The organism is Parasphingorhabdus sp., assembly GCF_039939955.1.
GTDB lineage: Bacteria > Pseudomonadota > Alphaproteobacteria > Sphingomonadales > Sphingomonadaceae > Parasphingorhabdus.
The window spans coordinates 119,520-144,416 of record NZ_JBDVHS010000006.1 but is presented as its reverse complement, the minus strand read 5'-3'; the positions used below and the strand labels follow the sequence as shown (position 1 = coordinate 144,416).

The 24,897-nt window shown below is 53.6% G+C and carries 25 protein-coding genes and 1 tRNA gene; 16 read left to right on the top strand and 10 right to left on the bottom strand.

Features of this window, described 5'->3' with window-relative positions; translation table 11 throughout:
• The first annotated feature begins 4 nt into the window (after positions 1 to 4).
• On the top strand, positions 5 to 1,600 hold the full coding sequence (locus tag ABJG22_RS11910) for a hypothetical protein (protein ID WP_348020490.1): 1,596 nt from the start codon (positions 5 to 7) through the stop codon (positions 1,598 to 1,600).
• A gap of 32 nt (positions 1,601 to 1,632) precedes the next feature.
• Here ABJG22_RS11910 and ABJG22_RS11905 read toward each other — a convergent pair whose 3' ends face one another.
• A complete protein-coding gene (locus ABJG22_RS11905; protein WP_348020489.1) occupies positions 1,633 to 1,941 on the bottom strand; it encodes a hypothetical protein in 309 nt (102 codons plus the stop codon).
• A 91-nt stretch (positions 1,942 to 2,032) separates the two neighbouring features.
• Positions 2,033 to 2,728, bottom strand: a complete 696-nt coding sequence (locus ABJG22_RS11900; RefSeq protein ID WP_348020488.1) for a TetR/AcrR family transcriptional regulator — start codon at positions 2,726 to 2,728, stop codon at positions 2,033 to 2,035.
• A 164-nt stretch (positions 2,729 to 2,892) separates the two neighbouring features.
• On the opposite strand from ABJG22_RS11900, the gene ABJG22_RS11895 reads away from it, so the two are divergent.
• From ABJG22_RS11895 to ABJG22_RS11885, 3 genes are read left to right on the top strand one after another with little or no spacing between them, the layout of a single operon-like run.
• Positions 2,893 to 5,073, top strand: a complete 2,181-nt coding sequence (locus ABJG22_RS11895) for a TonB-dependent receptor (RefSeq protein WP_348020487.1) — start codon at positions 2,893 to 2,895, stop codon at positions 5,071 to 5,073.
• Positions 5,074 to 5,091: 18 nt separating this feature from the next.
• A complete protein-coding gene (locus ABJG22_RS11890; protein ID WP_348020486.1) occupies positions 5,092 to 5,964 on the top strand; it encodes an alpha/beta hydrolase in 873 nt (290 codons plus the stop codon).
• Between the two features lie 46 nt (positions 5,965 to 6,010).
• On the top strand, positions 6,011 to 7,132 hold the full coding sequence (locus ABJG22_RS11885; protein ID WP_348020485.1) for a DUF2817 domain-containing protein: 1,122 nt from the start codon (positions 6,011 to 6,013) through the stop codon (positions 7,130 to 7,132).
• Between the two features lie 168 nt (positions 7,133 to 7,300).
• Here the strand turns inward: ABJG22_RS11885 and ABJG22_RS11880 are convergent.
• Both ABJG22_RS11880 and folK read right to left on the bottom strand, forming a co-directional pair.
• Positions 7,301 to 7,376: transfer RNA gene (locus ABJG22_RS11880), tRNA-Lys, on the bottom strand.
• 46 nt (positions 7,377 to 7,422) lie between these two features.
• Entirely contained in the window at positions 7,423 to 7,935 is a 513-nt protein-coding gene (gene folK / locus ABJG22_RS11875; protein ID WP_348020910.1) for a 2-amino-4-hydroxy-6-hydroxymethyldihydropteridine diphosphokinase, read from the bottom strand.
• 135 nt (positions 7,936 to 8,070) lie between these two features.
• On the opposite strand from folK, the gene ABJG22_RS11870 reads away from it, so the two are divergent.
• The 4 genes from ABJG22_RS11870 to ABJG22_RS11855 all read left to right on the top strand — a co-directional run bounded on the left by ABJG22_RS11870 (position 8,071) and on the right by ABJG22_RS11855 (position 10,880).
• Positions 8,071 to 8,622 carry a superoxide dismutase family protein gene (locus tag ABJG22_RS11870; protein ID WP_348020484.1) on the top strand — a complete coding sequence of 184 codons (552 nt, stop codon included), beginning with the start codon at positions 8,071 to 8,073 and terminating at the stop codon, positions 8,620 to 8,622.
• Between the two features lie 38 nt (positions 8,623 to 8,660).
• Entirely contained in the window at positions 8,661 to 9,125 is a 465-nt protein-coding gene (locus ABJG22_RS11865; protein ID WP_348020483.1) for a low molecular weight protein-tyrosine-phosphatase, read from the top strand.
• A 210-nt stretch (positions 9,126 to 9,335) separates the two neighbouring features.
• Complete coding sequence (locus ABJG22_RS11860) at positions 9,336 to 10,070, top strand: Bax inhibitor-1/YccA family protein (protein WP_348020482.1); 735 nt, start codon at positions 9,336 to 9,338, stop codon at positions 10,068 to 10,070.
• Positions 10,071 to 10,217: 147 nt separating this feature from the next.
• On the top strand, positions 10,218 to 10,880 hold the full coding sequence (locus ABJG22_RS11855) for a hypothetical protein (RefSeq protein WP_348020481.1): 663 nt from the start codon (positions 10,218 to 10,220) through the stop codon (positions 10,878 to 10,880).
• 72 nt (positions 10,881 to 10,952) lie between these two features.
• Here ABJG22_RS11855 and ABJG22_RS11850 read toward each other — a convergent pair whose 3' ends face one another.
• The 3 genes from ABJG22_RS11850 to ABJG22_RS11840 are packed head-to-tail and all read right to left on the bottom strand — an operon-like array spanning position 10,953 to position 12,660.
• Positions 10,953 to 11,567, bottom strand: coding sequence for a glutathione S-transferase family protein (locus ABJG22_RS11850; RefSeq protein ID WP_348020480.1), 615 nt, complete (start codon positions 11,565 to 11,567; stop codon positions 10,953 to 10,955).
• Position 11,568: 1 nt separating this feature from the next.
• Positions 11,569 to 12,288, bottom strand: a complete 720-nt coding sequence (locus tag ABJG22_RS11845; RefSeq protein WP_348020479.1) for a YafY family protein — start codon at positions 12,286 to 12,288, stop codon at positions 11,569 to 11,571.
• Entirely contained in the window at positions 12,289 to 12,660 is a 372-nt protein-coding gene (locus ABJG22_RS11840; RefSeq protein ID WP_348020478.1) for a VOC family protein, read from the bottom strand.
• A gap of 241 nt (positions 12,661 to 12,901) precedes the next feature.
• Here ABJG22_RS11840 and ABJG22_RS11835 point away from each other — a divergent pair, with 241 nt between their 5' ends.
• Positions 12,902 to 13,246 carry an EthD domain-containing protein gene (locus ABJG22_RS11835; RefSeq protein ID WP_348020477.1) on the top strand — a complete coding sequence of 115 codons (345 nt, stop codon included), beginning with the start codon at positions 12,902 to 12,904 and terminating at the stop codon, positions 13,244 to 13,246.
• 88 nt (positions 13,247 to 13,334) lie between these two features.
• On the opposite strand, the gene clpA is transcribed toward ABJG22_RS11835, so the two are convergent.
• The gene (gene clpA, locus ABJG22_RS11830; protein WP_348020476.1) at positions 13,335 to 15,653 is read right to left on the bottom strand and encodes an ATP-dependent Clp protease ATP-binding subunit ClpA; all 2,319 of its coding nucleotides are present in this window, start codon (positions 15,651 to 15,653) and stop codon (positions 13,335 to 13,337) included.
• A gap of 267 nt (positions 15,654 to 15,920) precedes the next feature.
• Positions 15,921 to 16,118 carry a DUF1192 domain-containing protein gene (locus ABJG22_RS11825; protein ID WP_348020475.1) on the bottom strand — a complete coding sequence of 66 codons (198 nt, stop codon included), beginning with the start codon at positions 16,116 to 16,118 and terminating at the stop codon, positions 15,921 to 15,923.
• 99 nt (positions 16,119 to 16,217) lie between these two features.
• On the opposite strand from ABJG22_RS11825, the gene ABJG22_RS11820 reads away from it, so the two are divergent.
• The 6 genes from ABJG22_RS11820 (at position 16,218) to ABJG22_RS11795 (ending at position 21,806) form a co-directional block, all read left to right on the top strand.
• A complete protein-coding gene (locus tag ABJG22_RS11820; RefSeq protein ID WP_348020474.1) occupies positions 16,218 to 17,228 on the top strand; it encodes an NAD(P)H-quinone oxidoreductase in 1,011 nt (336 codons plus the stop codon).
• A gap of 14 nt (positions 17,229 to 17,242) precedes the next feature.
• Positions 17,243 to 17,662: an NUDIX hydrolase gene (locus ABJG22_RS11815; RefSeq protein ID WP_348020473.1), complete on the top strand. Its 420-nt coding sequence runs from the start codon at positions 17,243 to 17,245 to the stop codon at positions 17,660 to 17,662.
• 94 nt (positions 17,663 to 17,756) lie between these two features.
• Positions 17,757 to 18,674: a UDP-2,3-diacylglucosamine diphosphatase gene (locus tag ABJG22_RS11810; protein ID WP_348020472.1), complete on the top strand. Its 918-nt coding sequence runs from the start codon at positions 17,757 to 17,759 to the stop codon at positions 18,672 to 18,674.
• Positions 18,671 to 19,735: a glycosyltransferase family 1 protein gene (locus tag ABJG22_RS11805; RefSeq protein WP_348020471.1), complete on the top strand. Its 1,065-nt coding sequence runs from the start codon at positions 18,671 to 18,673 to the stop codon at positions 19,733 to 19,735. The genes ABJG22_RS11810 and ABJG22_RS11805 overlap by 4 nt, the downstream gene beginning before the upstream one ends.
• Positions 19,736 to 19,863: 128 nt before the next feature.
• Entirely contained in the window at positions 19,864 to 20,574 is a 711-nt protein-coding gene (locus ABJG22_RS11800) for a DUF1013 domain-containing protein (RefSeq protein WP_348020470.1), read from the top strand.
• 113 nt (positions 20,575 to 20,687) lie between these two features.
• Positions 20,688 to 21,806, top strand: a complete 1,119-nt coding sequence (locus tag ABJG22_RS11795) for an MBL fold metallo-hydrolase (RefSeq protein WP_348020469.1) — start codon at positions 20,688 to 20,690, stop codon at positions 21,804 to 21,806.
• Positions 21,807 to 21,825: 19 nt separating this feature from the next.
• Here the strand turns inward: ABJG22_RS11795 and ABJG22_RS11790 are convergent, their stop codons facing one another.
• Positions 21,826 to 23,109 (bottom strand): TCR/Tet family MFS transporter, encoded by a 1,284-nt coding sequence (locus ABJG22_RS11790; protein WP_348020468.1) that lies wholly within the window; start codon positions 23,107 to 23,109, stop codon positions 21,826 to 21,828.
• 97 nt (positions 23,110 to 23,206) lie between these two features.
• Here ABJG22_RS11790 and ABJG22_RS11785 point away from each other — a divergent pair, with 97 nt between their 5' ends.
• Positions 23,207 to 24,886 carry a long-chain fatty acid--CoA ligase gene (locus ABJG22_RS11785; protein ID WP_348020467.1) on the top strand — a complete coding sequence of 560 codons (1,680 nt, stop codon included), beginning with the start codon at positions 23,207 to 23,209 and terminating at the stop codon, positions 24,884 to 24,886.
• Positions 24,887 to 24,897: the final 11 nt, after the last annotated feature.

Here is a 24,897-nt window from a genome sequence, read left to right as displayed (position 1 = left end):
AACCATGAGCAAGCTTCTACATTTTTTGGTTGATCACAAGCTGTTGGATGATGGCCAGCCGTTGACCGCATACGCCGTTGCTGTAGATGCTCTTGGCCGCGACGATGGATTTAACACCCAGATTGATAGCTATCCGCGGGTCCAGATCGGACGCCTACGCCGAATGCTCGATCATTTCTATTTGCGCGAGAATAGCGAGCATCGGCTTTCCATACCCTATCAGCATTATGAGATTATTTTGGGCCCCAACGAGTTGGGAGATAGTGCGGACGACCGGTCAGGTGAGCCTACGGAACCGGAAGATGATGTTAGTGATGAAATTGATGAGGCTGATTTAGAAGAAGAAGGTGCAGCCAAACCGCCTTGGTTTGCTGGTCGTGGATTTGTGTTCGCAATCTTGGGTGGGGTCATCGCACTTGCCGTTGCTACGGTTTTCTATCTGCAAAGACCGAAAGCCATGGTCGCTACTTCTATTGAATATCCGGCCATCATCGTAAAAGGGCCAGAAGCGATTGCTGACCCTTCATCGCGCGCGAAAATTGAAATGGCCCTTAGCTATTTGGGGGGCACGCTGGAAAAATTCGACCAAGTACGTGTGTTTGATGAAAGTGCCGATCCGACACAATTTTCACATTATCTGCTTGAATCATCCAGCTTGAACGAAGCGGCGGATAACATTCAGCTTCGCCTGATCGATAGCGCCAGCAGAGAGGTGCTGTGGTCCAACAGAATTAGTATGGCAACAACCGAAGAACGGGAAGCTGAGCTAGACAAAGCCGTGCTTGCTATAGCGAGCCCCTATGGAAAAATCGCGCAGCATGAATTATCAAAATATAGAGATGACTTTACTGCGGGATATCCATGCCTGCTCCAGTTTCATCAATATTTGCGCTATCGCGATACGGCGCTGCTAAAACCCACTTTGAAATGTATGGGGGAATCTGCTCGCCAATTCCCCAATGAAGCTTATCTGTTGAGCATGATTGCCGTCGCTCAAAACATTTCTGAACGATTAGGATATGCGCGTCTGATTGATGGCAAGGGTAAAGATTTTGCGCAGCGGGCCGCGCAATTAGACCATAATAGCGCAACAGCAACATTTGCGGTGGCGCAGAGTGCTTTTTTTGAAAGTGACTGCAGTAAAGGCGTCGCTTGGGGGAAGCGGGCCGTAAGCTACAATCCATTGAATTCCAGAATCATGGGCCATCTGGGCACCTATATGCTCGCATGTGATATGCCGGAAGGCGAAGAATATTCCGCGAGGGCTTTGGAAATGGATCCGAATGCGGATCTGGCAGTTGCGGCGACATTGGCAATACAAAAATTGAGGCGAGGGGAGGCCAAAGAGGCCCAAGAACTCGCTTCAGCATATCTGGATTCGGCGCCCAGCGCCACGCCAGGCTTGGAGTTGAGCTATATATTGGCCACAGCGATGCTGGGAGAGAAAGACGAAGCGCGGAGGTCCTGGTTACGGCTTGTAAGAAGGTCTGATTTGCCCGAAGATGCCCAGCCGCGCGAAGTGCTTAGCCGCTGGTTCGCCAATCCTGATCTTGTCGACGAACTAGTGTCGGATTTTGAAAAATCTCAACTCTTTGATTAGCTTTGAAGCGGTGACTAAGCACATGTTCTGATCTATGATTGCCGGCAGTCCAATCTGGAAAATTCAAGCTTATCAATCCGAACCAGTTCCTTATGCTCACTTTCAAACCGAGAAGCGGTCCCGGTGAGCTTGAGGCTATTGCTCCGGTCGATGAGGATGTTTTCAAAACTATGCTGTCGGCTATTCTCGGGAGCCTCAAAACCTGAAGCGGTTGCCGTATCCATGTGATATTCTAATGACTGGTTGCCGATACTGATCTCTACAAGACTTCGTTCATCATTCTTTGTTTTCGAAATGATTGAGATCACTAAGTCCAACCAAGTCGTTCCAGATGCAATCATATGATTGCAGTCGTCTGATACCCATATGGTTCCCAAGAAACCGGATTTCTGGATTTTCTCTCTATCCTAAGCAGAAACAAGGCTCCCATAGCTAAATCAATGGTCGTAGATTATCTGAGATATGAGCAAACTCCTTCTTGCCTGCTTCGGAGAGTAGTCCGGAGAGGCAGCGAGAAAAAACGCGTTTTGGAAGTTCCGGGTCATCTGCTTGTTTGCTCGCGATCAATTGAATCTGACCGGTAATGTATAAATGGGCAAGGCCATAGGCAGCAGATTGTAGGGTGGAGTGCGCGATTTCCGTGTCGGTTTCGCTGAAAAGGCCATCCTCAATGCAGTCTTCGATAAGGTTAGTGATGCGTCTTATCGAAACTTTGCGCTCCTCCAGATAAGATGACGAGGAGAGAATCTCATTTGTTTCTAGGTTTTTAATGAGCAGGAAAAATCCCGGCTTTCGGACTGAGAACAGCACATAAGCCTCAAGAATGGCGATGATGCCTTCGAGCGCTGTGCCGCCTGTTGCTTCTATGGCTTGTTCGCGCATTTCACGCTGGAGTCTATATCCTCGCAGAGCCGTCTCAACCAATAGGTCGTCCTTGCCCTCAAAATGCCGATAAATGGCAGGCTGCGTGGCGCCAACAAGATTGGCGACCTCTTTTAGCTGGAATGCCAGGCTGCGCTTGTCCTCAATCAGTTTGGCAACGGAATCGATGATGGCATTGCGCAGGTCGCCATGATGATAGCTCTTCTTCCTGAGAGGTTGCGTGGATTTTCGAGGCGGCGTGCCCATGGCGCATTCCTATCTGATTTCCTCACCAAAGTCTGGATGATTTCAGTGGCTCTTGACATCCTAATGTTAATCAAGTTAACAATCCAATGTTAATTATATTAACATGCAATGTGGTCGCTCAACTTTCTTTCGGACGATTGATCACCGGTGTAAGGAGAAAGCAAATGAAGTCAGGATTTCTTGTAACCGCCGCGAGCTTCGCTCTTGGAATATCGCTTGCAGGGGTTTCGTCAGATGCGCGTGCGCAAGCTGTAACTGCCGAGCAAGAGAACGGTGAAAGTACAATCGTTGTCACCGCGCGCAAACGGGAGGAGCGAGCAATTGATGCACCGCTTTCGGTGCAGGTCCTTTCCGCAGAAACGCTGGACAACGAACGTATCGACAATGTCGAAGGACTAGTCGGGCGTATACCAAATCTCTCGCTCAGTTCTAACGTGCTTTCGCCGGGCAATGATTTTCTCAACATCGCGATTCGCGGTGTTGGTGCGCAAGGTGCCGGTACGCCAGCAGTGGGCACGTTTGTGGATGGAGCGTTCGTGCCGTCGCTTTCATTTGATATCGGCTTTATGGATGTGGAGCGTGTAGAGGTATTGCGCGGCCCGCAAGGAACCCTGTTTGGACGCAACACTCAGGGCGGTGCACTTAACATCGTTTTGAGGCGTCCGGACGAAGTAACACGCGGCCGTGTTGCCTTTACATTTGATGAGTTTGAAACAGCTCGCGCCCAGGCTTCGGTCTCAGGTCCGCTCAGCGATAGCTTCTTCGGCTCAATTGCCGCTGATATTTCGACAACTGACGGCTATCTGCGCAATCCCGTGGTGGCCAATGTGGCAGGCGCTAATGGTCAGGGACGCTCTGTTTCCGCGAATGGTGGAGACAAGGTGTCCGGCCGCATCGCCTTGCGTTATCATCCGGATGACAATCTGGACATCAATCTTGCTTTAGACGGATCACGCAGAAGTGGCCTTGACGGATATCCCGGCGTACCTCGCGGAATACAGGACTATATTGTCCGTAGCGAATTCCAGATTGACGGTGAGACGGAGAATTTCGGCGGCGCGCTGACCATAGAGAACGACTTTGGAAATGTTGCGCTTACTTTGATCTCGGCGTTCCGCGATGTATCAACGAAGCTCCCGTTTGACTTTGATGGTTCGCCTGAGCGCAGTCCGAACCTCCAAGACATTCAAAGCAATCAGACAATCTATTCTCAGGAGGTCAGACTGGCCGGAGAATTAGGAGATTCTTTAAGCTGGCTGGTTGGTGGTTACGTTTTTCGTGAAGATTCCCTGACGGACCGTTCCGTTCAACTGCTCGACATTGATGCGTTTCCCGGTGGTCTGACGGTTGATGCGCAGCGTCAGGATCTGACTCGTGACGGTTTCGCGCTGTTCGCCGATCTGCAATGGAGCCTGACCGATTGGCTGGAAATCGCGGGTGGCCTACGCTTCGCCCGTGAATCGGTAGATTCAGAAGTGACCCTGGACTTCGCTTTGCCTGGCATCGTTGCGATTAGCGAAACAGGCGCCGGATCGCTCAGTGATTCCAATGTCTCGCCAACCGTTTCCGTTCGGGCCAACCTGTCTCCAGATGTTACGGCCTATGCTCGTTATGCGCGGGGCTTCAAGGCTGGCGGTTTTCCGCTCGCTCCGGCCAGCGCGACAACGAACATTTCCTTTGGACCGGAAACCTCGGACAATTACGAGATTGGCCTGAAAGGGGCTTCGGTTGGCGGAATACTGGATTTCGATCTGGCCCTTTTCCGCATTGATATTTCGGACCAGCAGCTTTCGACCATTGTGTTCCTCAATGGTGACCCGAACCTGCCCGTCGCATCTGTTGGTAATGCGGGTGCCAGTCGGTCTGAAGGGTTCGAGCTGGATGTGGCTATTCGTCCTTCGCCATGGATCAAATTAGGCGGCAATGTTGGTTACACCAATGCTAAATACCGGAACTATTTCGATACGGTGGGCGCCGACCGGTCGGGTGAGCGTTTCCCGTTTGTACCGGAATGGACAGCGGAACTCTATGCCGATGCAATCATTCCGATTGGTGATTTCGGTGATCTGACACTGGGTGCCAGGTTCCGGCATGTGGGTGATATCCTGTCGGGCAGCGGTGTCGATGTGGATCAACAATTTGCGGTCGATTCCTATGAGTTATTCGATCTGTCTGCCTCACTTCAGCACGAGAATTTCCGCTTCGATCTGTTTGTCGACAATGTCACCGATGAGTTTATCGAAACGCGGGTCTTCAATGCATTCTTCTTTGCTCAACCAAGACCGTTCTCGATAACGCAGCCGCCTCGTCGATTTGGTCTTCGCATCGTCTATGACTTTGACTGACGGAACAAGGCCAAGGCAATGAGCGATCCGGAGATATCGATCGACAATGCGGCAAGCTTGCGGCGGGTTGGAGAGGAACGCGTCAGGGAAATTGATGGCGTCTCGCTTCGCTATTGGGAACTGCCAGGGAACGAGCATTATCTGGTGCTGCTTCACGGAAACTCCCTCTGCAAGGAAGTATTTTATCATCAATTTGATGGCCTGATGGAAAGCGACTGGTCATTGCTGGCGATTGATCTGCCAGGCCACGGCGCTTCGGACGACGCCAGCGATATTGATCGGCAGTACACCATTCCTGGCTATGCGGATCTGGTTTGGAAACTGCTGGATAGCCTCGAGATTAAACGTCCTGCGGTGCTGGGCTGGTCTCTTGGCGGCAATATCGCATTGGAACTTGCAGGTCGCGACGCCAGCATATCCGGAATAATGTTGGTCGGCACTCCTCCGGTGGGGCCGGGAACGCAGCATTTTGCAGACGCCTTTCAGGATAGGGCTCTCACATCGCCTGCCATGGAAGGGGATGCCCCGGCAGAGGCGATGCTTGAATTTCTGGACGATGCGGTTGGCCCATTGGATCCGATGCCGTCCTGCTTCGCAGATGCTGCTATTCGTGCCGATGGACGGGCCCGTGAGATCATGGGTGCGCATTGGGCGGCGGGGACAGGTGGATTTGATCAGATGGCAGTCATCGCCCAATGGCACGCGCCTATTGCCTGCGTGATGGGGGCTGAAGACAAGCTTGCCCGGATCGACTTTGTAGAGAATGTGCAATGGCATAATCTTTGGAATGACCAGCCATGCATTTTGCCTGGTTGCGGGCACGCGCCATTTCTTCACGATCCCGATCGGTTCAACGCGCTTCTGCATTCATTTCTCAGGTCGCTGATCTGACCGCTTTTCCGGTCACCATAAAAGTATTGTTAAAAGGATTTTCCGGATGAAGGATCAGTATGACAACCCCTCAATTGGTCGCTATTTCTCCCTCAGCTACAGTCAAGGGCGCAAGCGCTTCCTCGCGGCCTGTGGCCGGATGAATGCACAGGTGGAGAGCTTCAAGCATCCGGATCAGTTCGGGCCGGATGGGGAAGCGCTGGTAACGGATGTGGTCAGGTTCGGGCCTGCAAATGCTGCTCGCTTGGGCTTCTTCATTTGCGGCACGCACGGACTCGAGGCAGCGGCAGGCGCGGCCACGTTCCTGCATTGGTTGGATAATGGTGGCCCGCAATCCCTGCCGCCAGACGTTTCTATTGTACTGGTCCATGCCATCAATCCCTATGGCTGGGCTCATGGCACGCGCGGGGATGAATATAATATCGATGTGAACCGCAATTGTTTTAAGCGTTCAATGTCGTTGGCCCAGAACGAGAATTATCGGGATTTACATCCCTTGCTTACTGGCGAAGATGCCTCCGCATCAGGTCTTAAAAGAGCGCTCGCTGCATTCCACAGATTTTGTGAGCAGCGCGGAGCCGGGCAGGGCCTGGAAGGCTTTGCGGCCGGGCAATATGAATTCCCCGATGGTTTGAGTTATGGCGGAACGAGAGATTGCTGGTCCTACCGGACATTGATCGATATCGTGCGGACCTATGCTGGTGCGGCAAAAAAGGTGGTCGCGATAGACTGGCACACGGGCATAGGGGACTTTGGTGTGCCCTTCATCATCGTCAATCCCAATTCTCCAGGACCTGCATATGACAAGGGGGTTGCCTGCTGGGGCGAGGCTTATGTCAATGCAGACGATATTTATGGGGAGGGCGTTACCATTTCCCATAACGGGCTTGTCATTTCCGCTGTTGAGAACGCCATGCGAGAGGCCGGGATCAATTCGGTGCTGAGCGCGGTAATCGAATGGGGAACATACGAAATCGACACAATGTTCAGGGCGCTGCTGATTGATCGATTCCTGCGCAGCAATGCACCGGTTACCAAGCAGGACAGCGCGGTTCTTCGGCAAGAAGCGATCCAAGCCTTCTATCCGGACGATCAGCTATGGCGGAAATCAATTCTAACCCATGCGGCGCAGCTCCATCGTCGCACGATCGCTTATCTCAGTTCCTGAATCCTGCCACGTCGATCCAGGTCTGGCGGGAGACATGATCTTCCATGCCGCGAACAGGGGCCAAAGAGCCTTGGTGCCCGACCAACAGTGGGGTGCTCGGGGACGGGACATAGGACGGACATGAGAAGATGATATGGACCACTAAATCAGCCAGAATGGCTGATTTAGTGGTGAGCCCTGCTGGGTTCGAACCAGCGACCTACTGATTAAAAGTCAGTTGCTCTACCGACTGAGCTAAGGGCCCCCTCAACAGGTTGGTGCAGTGCACAAAGCCTTCGGGAAGCGCTTCCCTAGTGGCGCTTTGTTGCATGGTCAAGCGGCTTTGGCGCTTTTTCCGATCGTTTTTTTTGTCGCCGGTTGCGGGCGTCCAATTGGGCGATCGTTCGGCCGGTCAACGGATCGCGCCAATCGCCTGCAATTTCCGCTGCCGGACCCAGAACAAAGCGGCGTTCGCGCATCAAGGGATGCGGAATGGTCAGGGCAGGGGAGTCGCTTGCAAATGCGCCGCCGCTCCATAGGATGATGTCCAGATCAAGAACCCGGCGCGACCAGGCTTGTCCGCGGCGGGGGCCAAATTCCGCTTCGATGCGTTTGAGCGTCAGCAGCAAGGCAGCAGGGTTATGCGCGGTTTCTATGATCGCCACCGCATTGGCATAAGCGCGCTGAGATGGACCAACCGGGCGGGAGGCGATTATACTCGATGTTTCTGTGATGGTCAGGCCTTGCTCAGCCATTCGTTGTAAGGCGCCTGCTATTACATCACGCGGTAAACCAAGATGCTGGTGGCGCTGATTCGAACCCAAGGCGATAAGATAGAGCGAATGCGGCAATATGGTTCCAATGAGATGCAAAGTGAAAGCGGACGGAACAAATGGTTCCAAGCGGATGAATCGGCTGCTACCATGCAATCCATAGCTAGGAAATCAAGGAGAAGCTTCGTGCGCCAGCATCACATCACTCTATCGGGGGTGTTTCTGCTGTCCCTTGTGGTCGCCGGATGCAGCCAGGAAACGGAATCTCCCGGGGAAGTAAGCGGCAATGTCGCCCGCGCGGCGCTGATTGGTGCGGACGAGACGCAACATGGCGAAGTAATTGTCGCACAAGGTGACGCTGGCCTGCTGGTTAATATCAATGCCAAGGGCCTGACGCCCGGCGCCCATGGCGTGCATATTCACGAGTTTGGAAAATGCGACGGCCCTGATTTCAAATCCGCCGGTGGCCACTGGAACCCGGCGGGTAAGCAACATGGCTTTGACAATCCGCAAGGTGCCCATGCCGGTGATTTCTTTAATCTCGACATAGGGGCGGATGGAACGGGTGCTTTGGAAGCCACCGTTTCTGGCGCAATGCTTAGTGGTGCAGAAAGTGCCCTGCTGGATGCCGATGGCGCTGCTTTTGTGGTGCACGCCGGACCGGACGACCTGAAGACGGATCCATCCGGGGAAAGCGGTGGACGGGTCGCCTGCGGTATATTCATCGGCGGCCGCTGAGCCGACCGTGGCTTGCTGGTAAAATTTAGAGTATTTTTATGAGTCAATCTGTCCTGTTCGTCTGTCTTGGCAATATTTGCCGATCGCCGTTGGCCGAGGCGGCCTTGCGCCATGAATGCGCAAATTCTGGCATGAATGTCATCGTCGATTCCGCTGGCACCAGTGATTGGCATGTGGGGCAGCCCCCCGATGAACGCACAGTGGCCGTGGCAGCGCGGAACGGTGTAGATGTGAGCCATTTGCGCGCGCGGCAGGTGACCACATCCGATTTTCGCGATTTCGATCATATCATTGCGCTGGATAATCAAAATCTCAGAGATCTGGAGGCTATGCGCCCAGAAAGCGCGATTTCAAAATTGTCACTATTGTTCGACCATGTCGCGGGTCGGGCTGGAGAGGATGTCACCGATCCCTATTATGGAGCAGAAGAAGGCTTTGATCAGACGTGGGGCGAAGTGACGGAGGCCGCCAAGACGATCCGCAAATGGCTTGAAACTAGCTAAAATAAGCCAATAAGGCGCAATTTGGCGCTATTAAGGCCGTGGTCAGCAAAGAAACGGCATATAGGAGGATGGGATAGATGCTATCTATCGAATCCAATTCGATTATTTTAGATGATCAAAGCGGTTTTCCTTGAAAAATGTGACATATTACCCGATATTGTGAGCAATAGGGCCTGTTTGTTGGCTCGCTAATTTGAGGAGTATGGAATTATGGCTTGGCAAGATCCAAGAACAACCTTTGGGCAGCCCGCTGTGGGCGCCACAGCACAAACGGATGTGGCGTTTGATGCGGGGCTGCGTTCTTACATGCTCAAAGTGTATAATTATATGGCGAGCGGTGTCCTGCTTACCGGTATTGTCGCTATGCTCTTTGCGAGCTCCGGCATGGCGCAGGAGATCATGTTCGGTGGTGGCCCACTAAAATGGCTGATCATCCTATCGCCTCTCGCGATCGTTTTTGCGATGAGCTTTGGCCAGAATAAATTTTCGACCTTTACGTTGCAAGCAATGTTCTGGGGTTTCGCGACCTTGATGGGCTTGTCCATGTCGACCATTTTCCTGGTCTATACGGGCGCATCTATCGCACAGACATTCTTTGCAACCTCCGCAGCCTTCCTAGGGCTGAGCCTCTACGGCTATACAACCAAGAAAGACCTGTCCGGCTGGGGTAGCTTCTTGATCATGGGCGTGATTGGTATTCTGGTCGCGTTGGTGATCAATATCTTCCTTCAGTCTAGCGTGATGCACCTGGTGATCAGCGCCATTGGTGTGTTGGTTTTCGCAGGCCTCACCGCTTACGATACGCAGCGGATTAAGAGTATGTACTCCTATGTTGCGGGTACGGATATGGTGGGCAAGACCATCGTTCTGAGCGCGCTCAGCCTGTATCTGGACTTCATCAATATGTTCCAGTTCCTGCTCACCTTCATGGGCAGCCAAGACTAGGCAATAGGCTCATAATAGATTTTCGGGAAAGCCCGGCAGGAAACTGTCGGGCTTTTTCTTTTGCCGGTTCACCGAGATTTACATGCAAATACTGGACAAGCATCGGCACGAATCATAGGGAATGACAATATTTTGGGAGAATATTCTATGCCGGGTTTGAAAGATTTGCGCCTTATCGTGGTTGCCGGTGGTTTGGCCATGTTGGCCGCTTGCCAAACCGCACCGCTGCCGCCGGCGCCAGCTCCGGTGGTCCAGCCACAATATACGCCACGCGCACCGACAGCGCCATTTGGCGCAAGCACCTTGACCGTGGTGCCTCAACTCCGTGCTGATGGCTTGCGTCAAACGATCAACCGTGATCTCGGTCCTTTGGAGAGCCTATGGCATGTTCGGGCGGGTATGAACGTCGCGGCGCTAAGCTGCACCGGACCACTTTATGAACGTCTGGTCGGCGATTATAACGCTTTTATCAAGAATAACAGCGCTTCGCTGCGCCGCGCGAACAATGCAATCATTAACAAGTTCAGGCGGGAGATTGGTTCCGGCTATAAGAAGGAACATGATCGTCATCAAACAAGGCTGTATAATTACTGGTCCTTCTCGCCGCTGCGCCGGCCCTTTTGCGATCAAGCCGTACAGGTGAGCCAGCGGGCTATCGTGACCAAATCTGCTGACCTCGAAGTGTTCGCGGTAGAAGCTTTGGCCGAGCTGGAACAGCCGTTTAACAATTTCTATCTCGCTTATGAAGAATATGAGCGGGATCTCGAAGCCTGGCGGGTCCAATATGGTCGACCAACTAGCGGCGAGTGAACTAGTTTTTTACTGAAATCAGGAAAGGCCGGATGGGATAACCATCTGGCCTTTTTTCTTCCGATCAATTGTTCAGCTATTTTCTGTGATGAGCGTGTCGTCAATGGCTTTGGCTGCAATATAGGCATCGCGGTTGGTCAGTCGTTTGACGTAGGCAAGGAATGAGTCCCGTTGGGGTAGAGTACCAAATTGTGTGCCCCATGTAATCTGCGCGCCAACATAGACATCGGCCATCGTAAATCGGGAGCCGCAGACATAGTCATCCACCTGGAATTTCGTATCCAGCACATCGACCACCCGGTCATAACTGCCATATCCAGCTGTCATCTCCTTATCTGGCGCGATTTCAAAGCCCAGAGACCGGTTGGTGATGGCGGATTCCAGAGGACCGGCTGCAAAGAACATCCATCGATAATAATCGGCTTGTTCCTTAGCATTGGGGGCTAGTCCAGCAGCCGGAAAAGCGTCAGCCAGATAGGCGCAAATTGCCGCGCCTTCGGTCACGACCTTGCCGCGATGCTCAATCGCCGGCACCTTGCCCATCGGGTTGATTTGTAAATAATCATCTGCCTTCATCGACGTTCCGTAATCCAGCAAGATCTGCTCATAGTCCGCACCCGCTTCGTGCAGCGCCCAGCGGGAAATCTGCCCGCGTGACATGGGGTTGGTGTAGAATTTTACAGTCATCTTATTGTCCTTCGTGGGTTTGATTGGTTAATTCTTTCGCATATTCTTCTCTTCGCCGGCGCGAGAATTCCTCAAGTGAGCGTTTCGGGTCCGGCTTGTAGCTCCGACCAGTCAGTTCCATGCCGGAAATGCGATCGAGCCGGAACATCCGGAAATCGTCGCGCAGCTCACACCATCCGACCAGCGTCCAGACCTTGCCCCAGAACCACAGACCCAGAGGCTGCACGTTCCGCTTGGTTGTTGCGCCTTGCTCATCGCCATAGTCCAGAGTGACAACCTCTTTTGCGTCGACCGCCTGCTCGCAGTGATCGATCAATTCTTGGGCCTGTCCTGCCATGCCGACGCGCGGCGAGAATATCTTCGTCTCACCAACCCGGCCTTTATCAGCTTCCGGCAGCACGGCTTCAATCTTGACCAGCGCTTCTTCTGCCGCCGCGATCATCGCTGTCCCGCCCCAGGCCTTGACCATCCGAGCGCCGGTTACCAGCGCGACAATTTCGTCGCGGTTGAACATCAGCGGCGGCAGGTCGAAACCGCTGCGCATGACATAGCCGATGCCGGCTTCCCCTTCGATCGGGACCCCGGTGGACTGAAGATCGGCTATATCGCGATAGATGGTCCGCGGCGAGACTTCGAGCCGTTCGGCCAGACTGGCTGCTGTGATCAGCCGACCACCCCGAAGATATTGGACAATCTGGAAAAGGCGGTCGGCTCTGCGCATTTAATATTTGAAGATGCCGAGGGAATTGCCGTCGGGGTCGGTTGCATAGAAGAACGAACCGGCGGGAATGGTGATGATATCGGAAATAACTTTTCCGCCGCCGCCTTTAACCCGCTCCATCGCATCGGCCAGCTCGCCATCGATCGCAAGATGGGCGGTGATACCGTCGCCGGCGGTTACAGGTTTGCCTTGATAGAGGTGACCGCAGGGACCGTTGTCACTCATGCCGGGGAGCATTAGCATGGTCTGCGGACCCTGATCATCCTCTGTCAAAGGTGCCTTGAGCACCGTTTCATAGAAAATATTTGCCTGCTTCAGATCAGTCACCGGGATCTCCGTCCATACGAGCCGGTTGGGGTTTGTGTCGGTCATTCGCTTGCTCCTTCTCCTTGGTTGAACAAGCGCCGGATATCATAACACTGCTGACAGCATTATGTCAGGAGTGTTTCACAAAATGGCGGTAAAAGGCTTACTGCATTGTGGCGCGTGCAATGCCGGACTTTCCTGTGACAGCTGTCAGATGGGGGATGCGAAAGCTGATAGTGGACATGATCGGCGCCCTCGGCTTCAGTGTCGCGACACCCAATGGACACATCCCCGCGGGAGAGCCTTGATGATCAAGCACTTTTTTCTGATTTCAAAGAAGCCGGAGATTTCTGCAGAGGATTTTCGCAGCTATTACGAGGCCAACCATGTACCGCTCATCAAACGACTGCTGCCGATGTTTTCGCATTATCAACGGCACTATCTCGACCGGTCAGAGAGCCGGGTCGCGGCCGATCAAGCCGATCCGGATTTTGATGTCATCACCGAAATCCATTTTGCCACCCAGGCGGACTATGATGGGTTTCTTGCATCAGTGTCTGATCCGGAGGTGCTTGCTGAAATTCGGGCTGATGAAGCCAATTTCCTGATCAGCGACGCCACACGGTCTTTGCGGATCGACAGTTGCATCTAAGGTTCCGGTATAGGCGTAGAAAAAACGGCGTGTGACCAGACACGCCGTTTTCCGATAATCGGGTTTTTAATCCCGAATTTCGAACGCTCTATTTTGCCTTGCTGTCAGCCTTTTTCTTCGGCGGGTTTTTCTTTTTCTTGCTCTTTGGCGCCGCCGCGGTGATTTCGAACGTCAATGCATTGTCCTTCAGATGGACCTTGACCTCACCGCCCGTTTTCAGCTTGCCGAACAACAGTTCTTCAGCAAGCGGCTGTTTGATCTTTTCTTGGATCAGGCGGCCCATTGGGCGCGCACCATAGAGCTTGTCATAGCCACGCTCGGTGAGCCATGCCTGCGCATCGTCGTCCAGCGTGATGTGGACGTTCTGTTCAGCCAGTTGCAGCTCGAGTTCGAGAATGAATTTCTCAACCACTCGTGACACCACTTCCGGTGGCAGATAAGCGAAGGGCACGATCGCATCCAAGCGGTTGCGGAATTCGGGGGTGAACATTTTTTTCACCGCCTCGTCGCCGGCATCTTCCTTGGACATGTTGCCGAATCCGATGCCTTCCTTGGCCATATCAGACGCACCGGCATTGGTTGTCATGATCAGCACAACATTGCGGAAATCGACCGTCTTGCCGTGGTGATCGGTGAGTTTGCCGTTGTCCATGACCTGCAACAATATGTTGAACAGGTCGGGATGGGCTTTCTCGATTTCGTCGAGCAGCAACACGCAATGCGGGTTTTGATCGATGGCATCGGTAAGCAGACCGCCCTGATCATAGCCGACATAGCCCGGAGGCGCGCCGATCAGGCGGGAGACGCTGTGCCGTTCCATATATTCCGACATGTCAAAGCGTTTGAGCGGAATGCCCATGATCGATGACAATTGCCGTGCCACTTCGGTCTTGCCGACACCGGTTGGGCCGCTGAACAGATAATTGCCAATCGGCTTTTCTGGCTCGCGCAGTCCGGCACGGGATAATTTGATGGCGCTGGACAACTTATCAATGGCTTCATCTTGCCCAAAGACCACGCGCTTCAGGTTTTTCTCGAGACTCTCGAGCGTTTTCTTGTCGTCCTTGGACACGGATTTGGGCGGGATGCGCGCCATGGTCGCGATGACCGCTTCGATATCCTTGGCGGTGATCATCTTTTTGCGACGTGAAGGGGGCAGCAGCATCTGCATCGCGCCGACTTCGTCGATTACGTCAATGGCTTTGTCCGGCAACTTCCGGTCGTTGATATAGCGGGTCGACAATTCCACCGCCGATTTCAGGGCATCGGGTGAATAGCGCACTTTGTGATGCTCTTCGAAAGCACCGCGCAGGCCCGTGAGAATTTTGATCGTATCCTCAACCGATGGTTCGTTGATATCGATTTTCTGGAAGCGCCGCAGCAACGCACGGTCCTTCTCAAAATGGTTGCGAAATTCCTTGTAAGTCGTTGATCCAATGCAACGAATGACGCCGCCGGAAAGGGCTGGTTTTAAGAGATTTGATGCATCCATCGCACCACCGCTGGTTGCGCCGGCGCCAATCACCGTGTGAATTTCATCGATGAACAGGATCGCATCGGGCATTTTCTCAAGCTCGGACACAACCTGCTTCAACCGTTCTTCAAAATCGCCGCGATAGCGTGTCCCGGCCAGCAGCGCGCCCATGTCGAGCGAATAGATGATTGCGGGCAGCAGAACATCGGGTACGTTTTCTTCAACGATACGCAACGCTAGGCCTTCGGCAATCGCCGTTTTACCAACGCCAGGCTCACCCACGTAAAGTGGGTTATTCTTTGAACGGCGGCACAGGATCTGGACCGTCCGATCGACTTCCGCCTGCCGTCCGATCAGAGGATCGATCCGGCCATCGGCAGCCTTTTTGTTGAGATTGACGGTAAACTGATCGAGCGCTGTTTCTTTCTTGCTCTTTTCTTTTGCGCCTTCGTCGGCTTCCATTCCTGACAATTCTGCCGGTTCGACGGTCTGGCCGCCTTTGCCGACGCCATGGCTGATATAGCTGACGGCATCGAGCCGGCTCATATCCTGTTGCTGAAGGAAATAGACTGCGTAGCTTTCCCGCTCGGAAAAGAGCGCCACCAGAACATTGGCACCAGTCACTTCATCCTTGCCGGATGATTGGACATGCAGGATCGCGCGTTGGACGACGCGCTGAAATCCGGAAGTGGGGGAAGGGTCAATCGACTTTTCGACCTTTAACGACTCTAGTTCGCTGTCGAGATAGAGAACAACGGCGTCCTCCAGTTCACTTAGATCGACGCCGCAGGCATTCATCACTTGAGAAGCATCGCCGTCGTCGATCAGTGCGAGAAGAAGATGCTCCAATGTTGCATATTCATGGCTGCGATCAGATGCATTTTTCAGTGCCTGATGCAGTGTTTTCTCGAGTGATTCGGCGAATGATGGCATATATATTACTCCAAATTTGGGGCGGTATGAACGCTCCGATTGCCGAAACTGGTGCGGTGCAACTGGTTCCGGGCTTTTATCAACTGCTTGGACTCTAGATTGTAAGTCTAGCCTCAAACGTCAAGGGCAGAAAACCGTGGGTTTCCACTATTCGGTCAAAGCTATCTGTTTTTCGTTTCTCTTCCCCTATTCAGCCCTATTGCGGACGGTAAGACCAGAATTTCGCAAAACAAAGTTAACAAATGCTACAATATAATCCAGCACTTGTTATTTTTTGAATAGGTTTTCAGCACTCGCACGATGGCTTACTGCAAAGCTTTTCTTGGCTTCACAGCGATTTATCTCTGATTTCAGTGCAGAAATCCGTTCATCTAGTTCATCCACTGACAGTGGATCAAGATCCTGTTTGACCAACGCGGCCAACGGATCATTGGTTTTGCGCGGTAGATTTTCATCATCATCCATGAATCGACATTCCTCCCGTAACGTAATGTTGACCGCCCGTGCTTTGCTGTCAATAAGGGTAAAAAAATGGGGGGTCGCAAGTTTCCCAGGGGATGTTCAATGGCTGTATCTGAATTGTTGCAAAAAGAGATGACCGCTGTCGCGATCAGCGAACCGGGCGGGCCGGAAGTTTTGAAAAGCGAAACTGTGGCAGTGCCGCAGCCGGAACCCGGCGAAGTGCTGATCCGGGTTGCTGCTGCCGGTGTAAACCGGCCAGATGTTGTTCAGCGAATGGGCCTTTATCCTGTGCCTCCGGGAGCTTCCCCTCTGCCGGGGCTGGAAGTCTCCGGGACTGTGGTTGCACTAGGCGAGGGCGTTGAACCGGACTGGATCGGGCGCAAAGTTTGCGCGCTAACCAACGGCGGAGGCTATGCTGAATATTGCGTCGCACCAGTGGAACAATGCCTATCTGTTCCGGACAGCCTGACGATGGCTGAAGCTGCAGCGCTGCCAGAGACATTGTTTACCGTGTGGGGCAACCTATTTAACCGCGGCTTTGCGCGGGAAGACGAGACGGTTCTGGTTCACGGTGGGACCAGCGGTATCGGCACGATGGCGATCAAACTTGGAAAGCTATTTGGCCTGACCGTCATTGTGACCTGTGGTAGCGACGCAAAATGCGAAGCCGCCAAGCAGATCGGCGCAGACCATGCGATCAACTATAAAAGCCAAGACTTTGTCGAGGAGATCAAGAAGATCACCGACGGCCAAGGGGTGGAAGTCGTATTGGATATGGTTGCTGGCGATTATGTTGCACGCAATTTGCAATGTCTGAAAGAAGACGGTCGTCATGTGACAATCGCGGTTCAGGGCGGGTTGCAAGCCACGTTGAACATGGCACATGTGATGATGAAGCGCGTCATGCTCACCGGTTCGACTTTGCGGCCGCAATCGGCAATGCGTAAGGCGCTGCTGGCGGACGAGCTATACCGGTATGTTTGGCCGGATGTCGAAGCAGGCAAGCTGAAACCGGTGATGGACAAGAGCTTTCCGCTAGTCGACGCTGCCAAGGCGCATGCGCATATGGAGGCTGGCGATCATATCGGAAAGATCGTGCTGACGGTCGAATAGGCCGAACGAGCATCATGAGCGATCAGCCTGACTTTCATGGTGCAAAAGTCGCGGTGTTCATTGACGATGATATCCTAGTCTATCGTCGGGATGATAAGCCGGATATTCCGTTCCCCAATATGCTTGATCTGCCGGGCGGTGGGCGTGAAAATAACGAGAGCGGGGCAGAATGCGTCGCACGGGAAACATTTGAAGAATTCGGGATCCGAATTGCCATTGACCAGTTTGAACATGTTCAAACCTACCCAAATTGGAGAGGCGCAGGCAAAGTAGCGCTCTTCTTCGTTTGTCGGCTGTCACCTCAAATATTGGATGAAATTGTCTTTGGTGATGAAGGGCAGGGCTGGGAAACTATGCCTGTTGCTAAGTTTTTGGCCAGTGATTGCGCCGTTCCGCATCTGCAAATGCGATTGCAAGACTATTTGCAAAGATAGGCTCTGCGTCATCAAAGTTTCATAGAATGAGAATTGGGCTGTAACAATCAAGGCGTAAGAAGAAACCCATGGATAAATTCCACGGGAGTTTTCGATGGCCAAGCAATTTCCCCCCATTACCACAGCTAATGTTCCGCTGCTCGATGCCGACCACTATGAAGCGCGCTTGAAGCGGAGGCCGAGGGTCCGGTCTCATGATCGGACGCGATACCGTACGATCTGGATATCTGATATTCACCTCGGCACACGGGGCTGCAACGCCGACCTTTTGATCGATTTTCTAGACCATGTGGATAGTGATACCCTCTATCTGGTTGGCGATATTATCGACGGTTGGCGGATGAAAAAGCGGTTCTTTTGGCCGGATAGCCATAATGACATCATCTGGCGCATATTGAAGCGGGCAAAGCGTGGCACGCGTATTGTCTATATCCCGGGGAACCATGACGAGATGTTTCGCCAGTTCAGTGGACTGAACTTTGGTGGGGTAGAAATCCGGCGCTCGGCGATCCATGAAACTGCCGATGGGCGCCGTTTGCTGGTCTTGCACGGTGATGAATTTGATGCCGTCATGCTGGCGCATCGCTGGCTCGCGGTTGTCGGTGATTTTGCCTATGTGACGCTGATGCGCTTGAACTGGCTGGTCAACAAGCTGCGCAATCGCATGGGCTTGCCCTATTGGTCGCTGTCCAAAATGGCCAAGCATAAGGTTAAAAATGCGGTTGAATTTATCGGCCGCTATGAAGAGCTTGTCGCCAAGGCAGCGGAAAATCGCGGTGTTGATGGCGTGGTGTGCGGTCATATCCATACGGCGGAGCATCGCGATATCAAAGGTATCGAATATTATAATGACGGCGATTGGGTCGAGGGCTGTACCGCTTTGGTGGAGTGCGATGATGGCACTATGGAAATACTCCATTGGGCCGACGAAATCGCGGCGCGAAAGGCGGAGCGAGCGCAGCCCGCTCGCGTGATGTCGGAGAAGGCCGATCCTGTGGAGCAAGCAGCATGAAGATCGCGCTGGTGACGGATGCATGGCATCCACAAGTCAATGGTGTGGTCCGAACCCTGGACACGGTGATCGGGTTGTTGCGGGGCTGGGGGCACGAGATATTGGTGATTTCACCAGATCAATATCGCTCCATACCCGCACCGAGCTATCCAGAAATCCGCATGGCTTTCACCCGTGCCCGCACCATTGGCAGGCAAATCGAGGAATTTGGAGCTGAAGCGGTGCATCTCGCGACCGAAGGACCGCTCTGTGTTCAGGCCCGTCGCTGGTGCCGTAAGACAGGTCATCCGTTTACAACGGCCTATCACACACAATTTCCAGAATATCTTGCCAAGCGAACCAAATTGTCGCCGCGTGTGTTCTGGCCTTATATTCGCTGGTTTCACCAACGATCGGAAGCGATCATGGTTTCTACCGAGAGCATATGCGCGCAGTTGCGTAGTGAAAGGCTGGATCATGTCCATCACTGGAGTCGTGGTGTCGATCTGGAGAATTTTCGCCCTGATACGCCGACGCCCGCGATCTATGGTGAACTGCAAAGACCAATCCAGCTCTACGTCGGCCGGGTGGCCGTGGAAAAAAATATCGAGGGTTTCCTCGACAGCGACCAGCCGGGGTCGAAAGTTGTCGTCGGCGATGGACCGGCGTTAGAGAATCTGAAAACGCGCTATCCTGGTGTTCATTTTGTCGGGAGAAAATCGGGTCGTGAACTGGCTGGTTACTACGCCGGCGCGGATGTTTTTATCTTCCCCAGCAAGACCGACACATTCGGTCTGGTGATTATTGAAGCTTTGGCTTGCGGGACGCCCGTGGCGGCTTATCCGGTGACCGGGCCAATAGACATTTTGACGGACGAAAGCGGCGCGATGGATCGGGATCTGAATGTGGCGATAAAATGCGCTTTGAGGCTGAACCCGGCGGATTGCACAGCGCATGGCGAGAGCTATAGCTGGGAGGCAAGTGCAAACCAGTTTCTCAACGGTTTGGTCCCGCAAGCGCTGCGTCTGGACTATCATTTGTCACGACGGATGCTGGCAAAGGCGGTTTTTGCGCGCGTTTAGCCAAATATCTTGCCGACTCCCTACAAATATCCTACATAAGCTTCCAACAGGCCGTCTCCGCAAGGGGGCGGCCCTTTATTTTTTATTGCCGCTGGTCCCAAGGCGCCAGCTATCAGAAGGATGCCATCATGGCCGAACAAGCAACCCCTCTTATGCAGCATGCAACCGCTAGCTGGTTGGTGGACCACACGGCGCTCAGTTTTGAACAGATCGCTGAATTTTGCGGTATCCATATTCTGGAAGTCAACGCGATGGCGGATGATCTCGCAAGTTCCAAATATACGGGCCGCGATCCAATACAGGCGCAGGAACTGACCCATGAAGAAATCGAGAAAGCCGAGAAAGATTCGGACTATCGCATGGTCATTCAAAAAGGCCCTGAACAGGTGCGCCGGACCAAGGGACCACGCTATACGCCAGTTTCCAAGCGTCAGGATAAACCCGATGGCATCGCGTGGCTCTTGCGCAATCATCCGGAAATTTCCGATGCGCAGGTTGGCAAGTTGATCGGGACCACCCGGACAACCATCAACGCCATTCGCGAGCGTGAACATTGGAACATTGCTAACATCGTTCCGAAAGATCCTGTGACCCTCGGCCTCTGTTCGCAGCGCGAGCTGGACGTTGTTGTTGCGAAGGCCGCGAAAAAAGCGGGGATTGAACCTGAAGTCGCCGATGACGCGAAACTGGGCGGAGACAAGGAAGCCTTGATCGCCGAACTGCACGAAGAACGGGCACAAGCGGAACGTGATGCGGAAGCTGCGCTGTCTGGCAAAGACGGCGAAGAAGATGCGGCACCTGTTGAGCATACAGCAGAGACGCTTTTCAAAGACAGCTAGGCTTCATTGCCCAGCAGGGCATTGTTTGGCGGTTACCGCTCGGCGATCACTGGGTTTAACTAGCTGATTAAACCAGCTTGCGCTTCTTGTCGGCAAGGGGCTATGGCTGGTATATGGATGCTCCTCTAAAACGACCTGCTTATGATGCGATGCTCGCTGATCATGGTTTTGATCCGATTGAATCGGACGGCCTGACCTATCCGCTCGGCGACTATGAACCGAAATATGGTGAATATTTTGAATTGATGCCCGGCATCGGCTGGACCCGGACACCGGTTCCGGGGCCGCTTGGTCATATCAACAATTGGGTGCTGGCAGACAAGCATGCCGATGGCAGTGAAGGCTTTGCTATTGCCGATACCGGACTGTTCATGTCCGAGGTTGTCGAGGCCTGGAAGCATTTGTTCGAAGAAGGTGCGCTGCTAGGACAGCGTGCGACCAAGATCATTGTCACCCATTATCACCCCGATCATGTCGGCTGCGCGGGCTGGCTGGCCAACCGGTTTAAAGTGCCCTTGCACATGAACCGTACGGAATGGTTGATGACCCGCCTGTTGATCGCGGACAAGCGCGAAGGCGTGCCGCAAGAAGCGCTGGATGAATGGCTTTTCTGCGGCTGGGAGCAGCATCTGATTGACGATTTTGCTGCCAAAGGATGGGGCCGTTTTGCGCGGGCCGTTTCGGATTTGCCAATTGGTCACGTCCGGATGGAAGAGGGTACCAGATTGAAAACCGGCGACCATGAATGGCGCGTGATGATTGGCAATGGTCACACGCCTGAACATGCCTGCCTGATTGATGACACCGCCAAGGTGATGATCTCTGGCGATCAGATATTGCCGCGGATTACTTCAAATATCTCGACTCTGCTGAGCGAGCCGACCGCCGATCCGCTTGGCGAATGGTTGGCGAGCATCGACCGGTTCCGGGCTGAACTGGATAATGACTTGCTGATATTGCCCGCGCATGGACGGCCTTTTCTGGGCGCACATCAGCGGCTCGATGCGTTGGCTGAACGGCATAATGAGGCGCTTGATGATCTCGAGCAGGGGTTGCGCGAAAGTCCCAAGCGGGTCGTTGACAGTTTTCCCTATCTATTCCGCCGTCCGATCACCCCTGATGTTATCGGCATGGCCAGTGGCGAGGCGATGGCGACGCTGCGGCATCTTGAATATACCGGCCGCGCCCAGTTGGAAATGAAGGATGGTACCGCCTGGTATAGCGCCAGTTGACCCTGCGCCATGCGGCTATTTAAGCGGCCAGGCCTTTGGTATCTGTTGGCGGTTTCATGTCAGTACTGGTCCGGTGCAGTGCGTAGCCGCGCAGGAATATCAGCAGAGCAATCAGGCAAATGATTCCGGCCAATCCGAATGGTGCGCCGGGGAGATAGTATAGGCCGCCTGCGACCGTGAAGGCCGCGAACACGGCGGCAAACATCGGTGGCCCGATAACCGAGGCAACGCTTTGCAAGCTGGCCACTGCGCCTTGCAATTCGCCCTGTGTATCATCGGACACGGCGTTGCTCATCAGGCCGTTGAGGGAAGGCTGAAACAGACCCTGTATTGCGCCGACGGGGATAGCGATGAAAATCAACCATCCTTCTCCTTGCCCCGCAACGACGTAGAGGACGCAACTGACTGCCATCCCAACGGCCCCAAGAATGGCAGCATTGCATTCGCCGATCCGCGGGATCAACAAGCGGATCAGACCGCCTTGGACAACCGCAGAACCGAGCCCGACGGCCGCAAAAGCCAGCCCCACGCGCAATTCGCTCCATCCGAAGGACTCAATGAGGTAGAAAGCAAAAATAATGGGAAATACGACATGGGCCGTCATCCATATTGTCAGTGCGGCTGCATACCAGAAAACAACCTTATTCTGGCCGTTCAGCGCCTTGAGGGCTGCGAAAGCATTGGCGCGCGCCAGTTTGAAAGCTCGTCGTTTTTCGGCAGGCAGACTTTCTTTGAGCATGAAAAAGCCGAAAACTAAATTGAGCGCAGCCAGCACACCGGCGCCGAAAAAGGGCAGGCGGGTTCCATATTCACCCAATATGCCACCCACCGCTGGGCCGATGATGAAGCCCAGTCCGAAAGCCGCACCGATAAGCCCGAAATTCTGTGCCCGTTTTTCGGGAGGAGATATATCGGCGATATAGGCATAGGCGGTGCTGAAACTGGCCCCCATGATCCCGGCGATGATCCGCGCAGCGAATAGCCATATTAGGGAGGATGCGAACCCCATTAGCGTATAGGCGATGGCATAGCCGGCCAGCGCGCCCAACAAGACTGGACGGCGACCATAGCGATCTGACAGGTTCCCGATGATCGGTCCGAAGACAAATTGCATCGCGGCATAAGCAAAGGCGAGCCAGCCTGCATAGACCGCTGCATTTGAAATTGTCTCGCCGGTGATGCTGGTAATCAATTTCGGCAAAACCGGCATGATGATGCCGAATCCCATCATGTCGATCAGCACGACAAGGAAAACAAAGACCAAGGAAGATTTTGGTGCGGGGAGATTTGAGGAGTCGGACATTCGCGCTATCCCTACACTGTGTTCTAAGCGAAAGGGAACCCAATATGATGCGCGATTTCCATTGTCAGTTCGTGCTGCTTCACTTACATGAATGTTAATGACCAATATACACTCAGACCAGCGACCAATCTGGACATCTAGCTATAATCATCCCACGCAATGGGATCAGATCTATCCACCTCTGTCGATGCCGGGGATGTTCTTCCGTTCGGTCGGGCAACGCGGCGATGCGCATCTGCTGGATTTCATGGGACGGAAATATAGTTACGCGGCTGTTGCCGTCGATGTCGCCCGGGTGGCCAAGGGGCTGCAGGATATGGGCGTCAAGAAAGGCGATCGGGTCGGTCTGTTCCTGCCCAATGTACCGCAATATGTCAGCGCTTATTATGGTGCGATGGCGGTTGGCGCGACGATCGTGAATTTCTCACCGCTCTATACCGTAGATGAGCTGAGTCATCAGGTAGAGGATAGCGGTACCAAAATCCTGTTCACGCTTTCGGCCAAAGCTCTGTTTCCGACTGCTTATCAAGTGCTTGAACAATCCAGTCTGGAGCGGCTTGTGGTGGGAAGCATTGCAAAGGCGCTGCCCACCGGTAAAGCGTTGCTCTACTCGCTGTTCCGTCGCAAGGAAAACAGCCCGGTGCCCAAGGATGACCGGATTACCCGCTTCACGGATTTGACCAAGAATGCTGGCGATTATGAAGCGCCCGATATTGATGCGGAAAAGGATATTGCATTGCTGCAATATACCGGCGGCACCACCGGTACCCCGAAGGGCGCGATGTGCAGCCACCAGAATCTAACCGCCAATGCGCGGCAGATTAACAGCATCGATCCATCTATTGGAGAGGATGACCGGTTGATGGGTGTTCTACCTTTCTTCCACGTCTTCGCGAACAGCGCCGTACTTAACCGCACGATCGAACGGGGCGGAGAGATCGTCATGCTGCCGCGCTTTGATGCGAAGCAGACATTACAGGCGATTACCCGGACGAAGATTACCGCTATGCCCGGCGTGCCGACCATGTATCAGGCTTTGCTCGATCATCCGGACATTGAGAAGACCGATTTCTCCTCGCTCAACGTCTGTGTTTCGGGTGGTGCCCCTCTGGCGATGGAATTGAAGAATAAGTTCGAGGCGATGACAGGGGCGAAGCTGGTCGAGGGCTATGGTCTGACGGAAAGCTGTGGCGTGGTTGCAGCCAACCCCTATGAAGCGCTCAACAAACCCGGCACAATCGGCCAACCGGTCCCGGGCACTTTGGTGAAACTGGTCGACAAGAGCGACCCGACCCTCGCCGTACCAGAAGGTGAGCCAGGCGAATTGATATTCTCTGGTCCTCAGGTGATGCAGGGATATTGGAACCTGCCGGACGAAGACGAGAAAGTATTCGTCGACGGCTTCCTGCGCACGGGTGATGTCGCGACCATTGATGAAGATGGCTATATCAAGATTGTTGACCGGTTGAAGGATATGATCGCTGTTGGCGGCTTCAAAGTGTTCCCGAGTCAGGTTGAAGAAGTGCTCTACAAGCATGAAGCGGTCAAAGAAGCGCTCGTGATTGGCGTTCCGGATGACTATCGTGGTGAGAGTCCCCAAGCCTATGTGGCGTTGGAAGCTGGCGTGAGTGTAACCGGCGAAGAGCTGAAAACGTGGCTCAATCCCCAACTCGGCAAACATGAACGAGTGACGGATGTCGTGGTGCGTGAAAGCCTGCCTAAAACAATGATCGGAAAGCTGGACCGCAAGACGCTTCGGGCAGAAGAATTAGGCTAGTTCCGACGGCA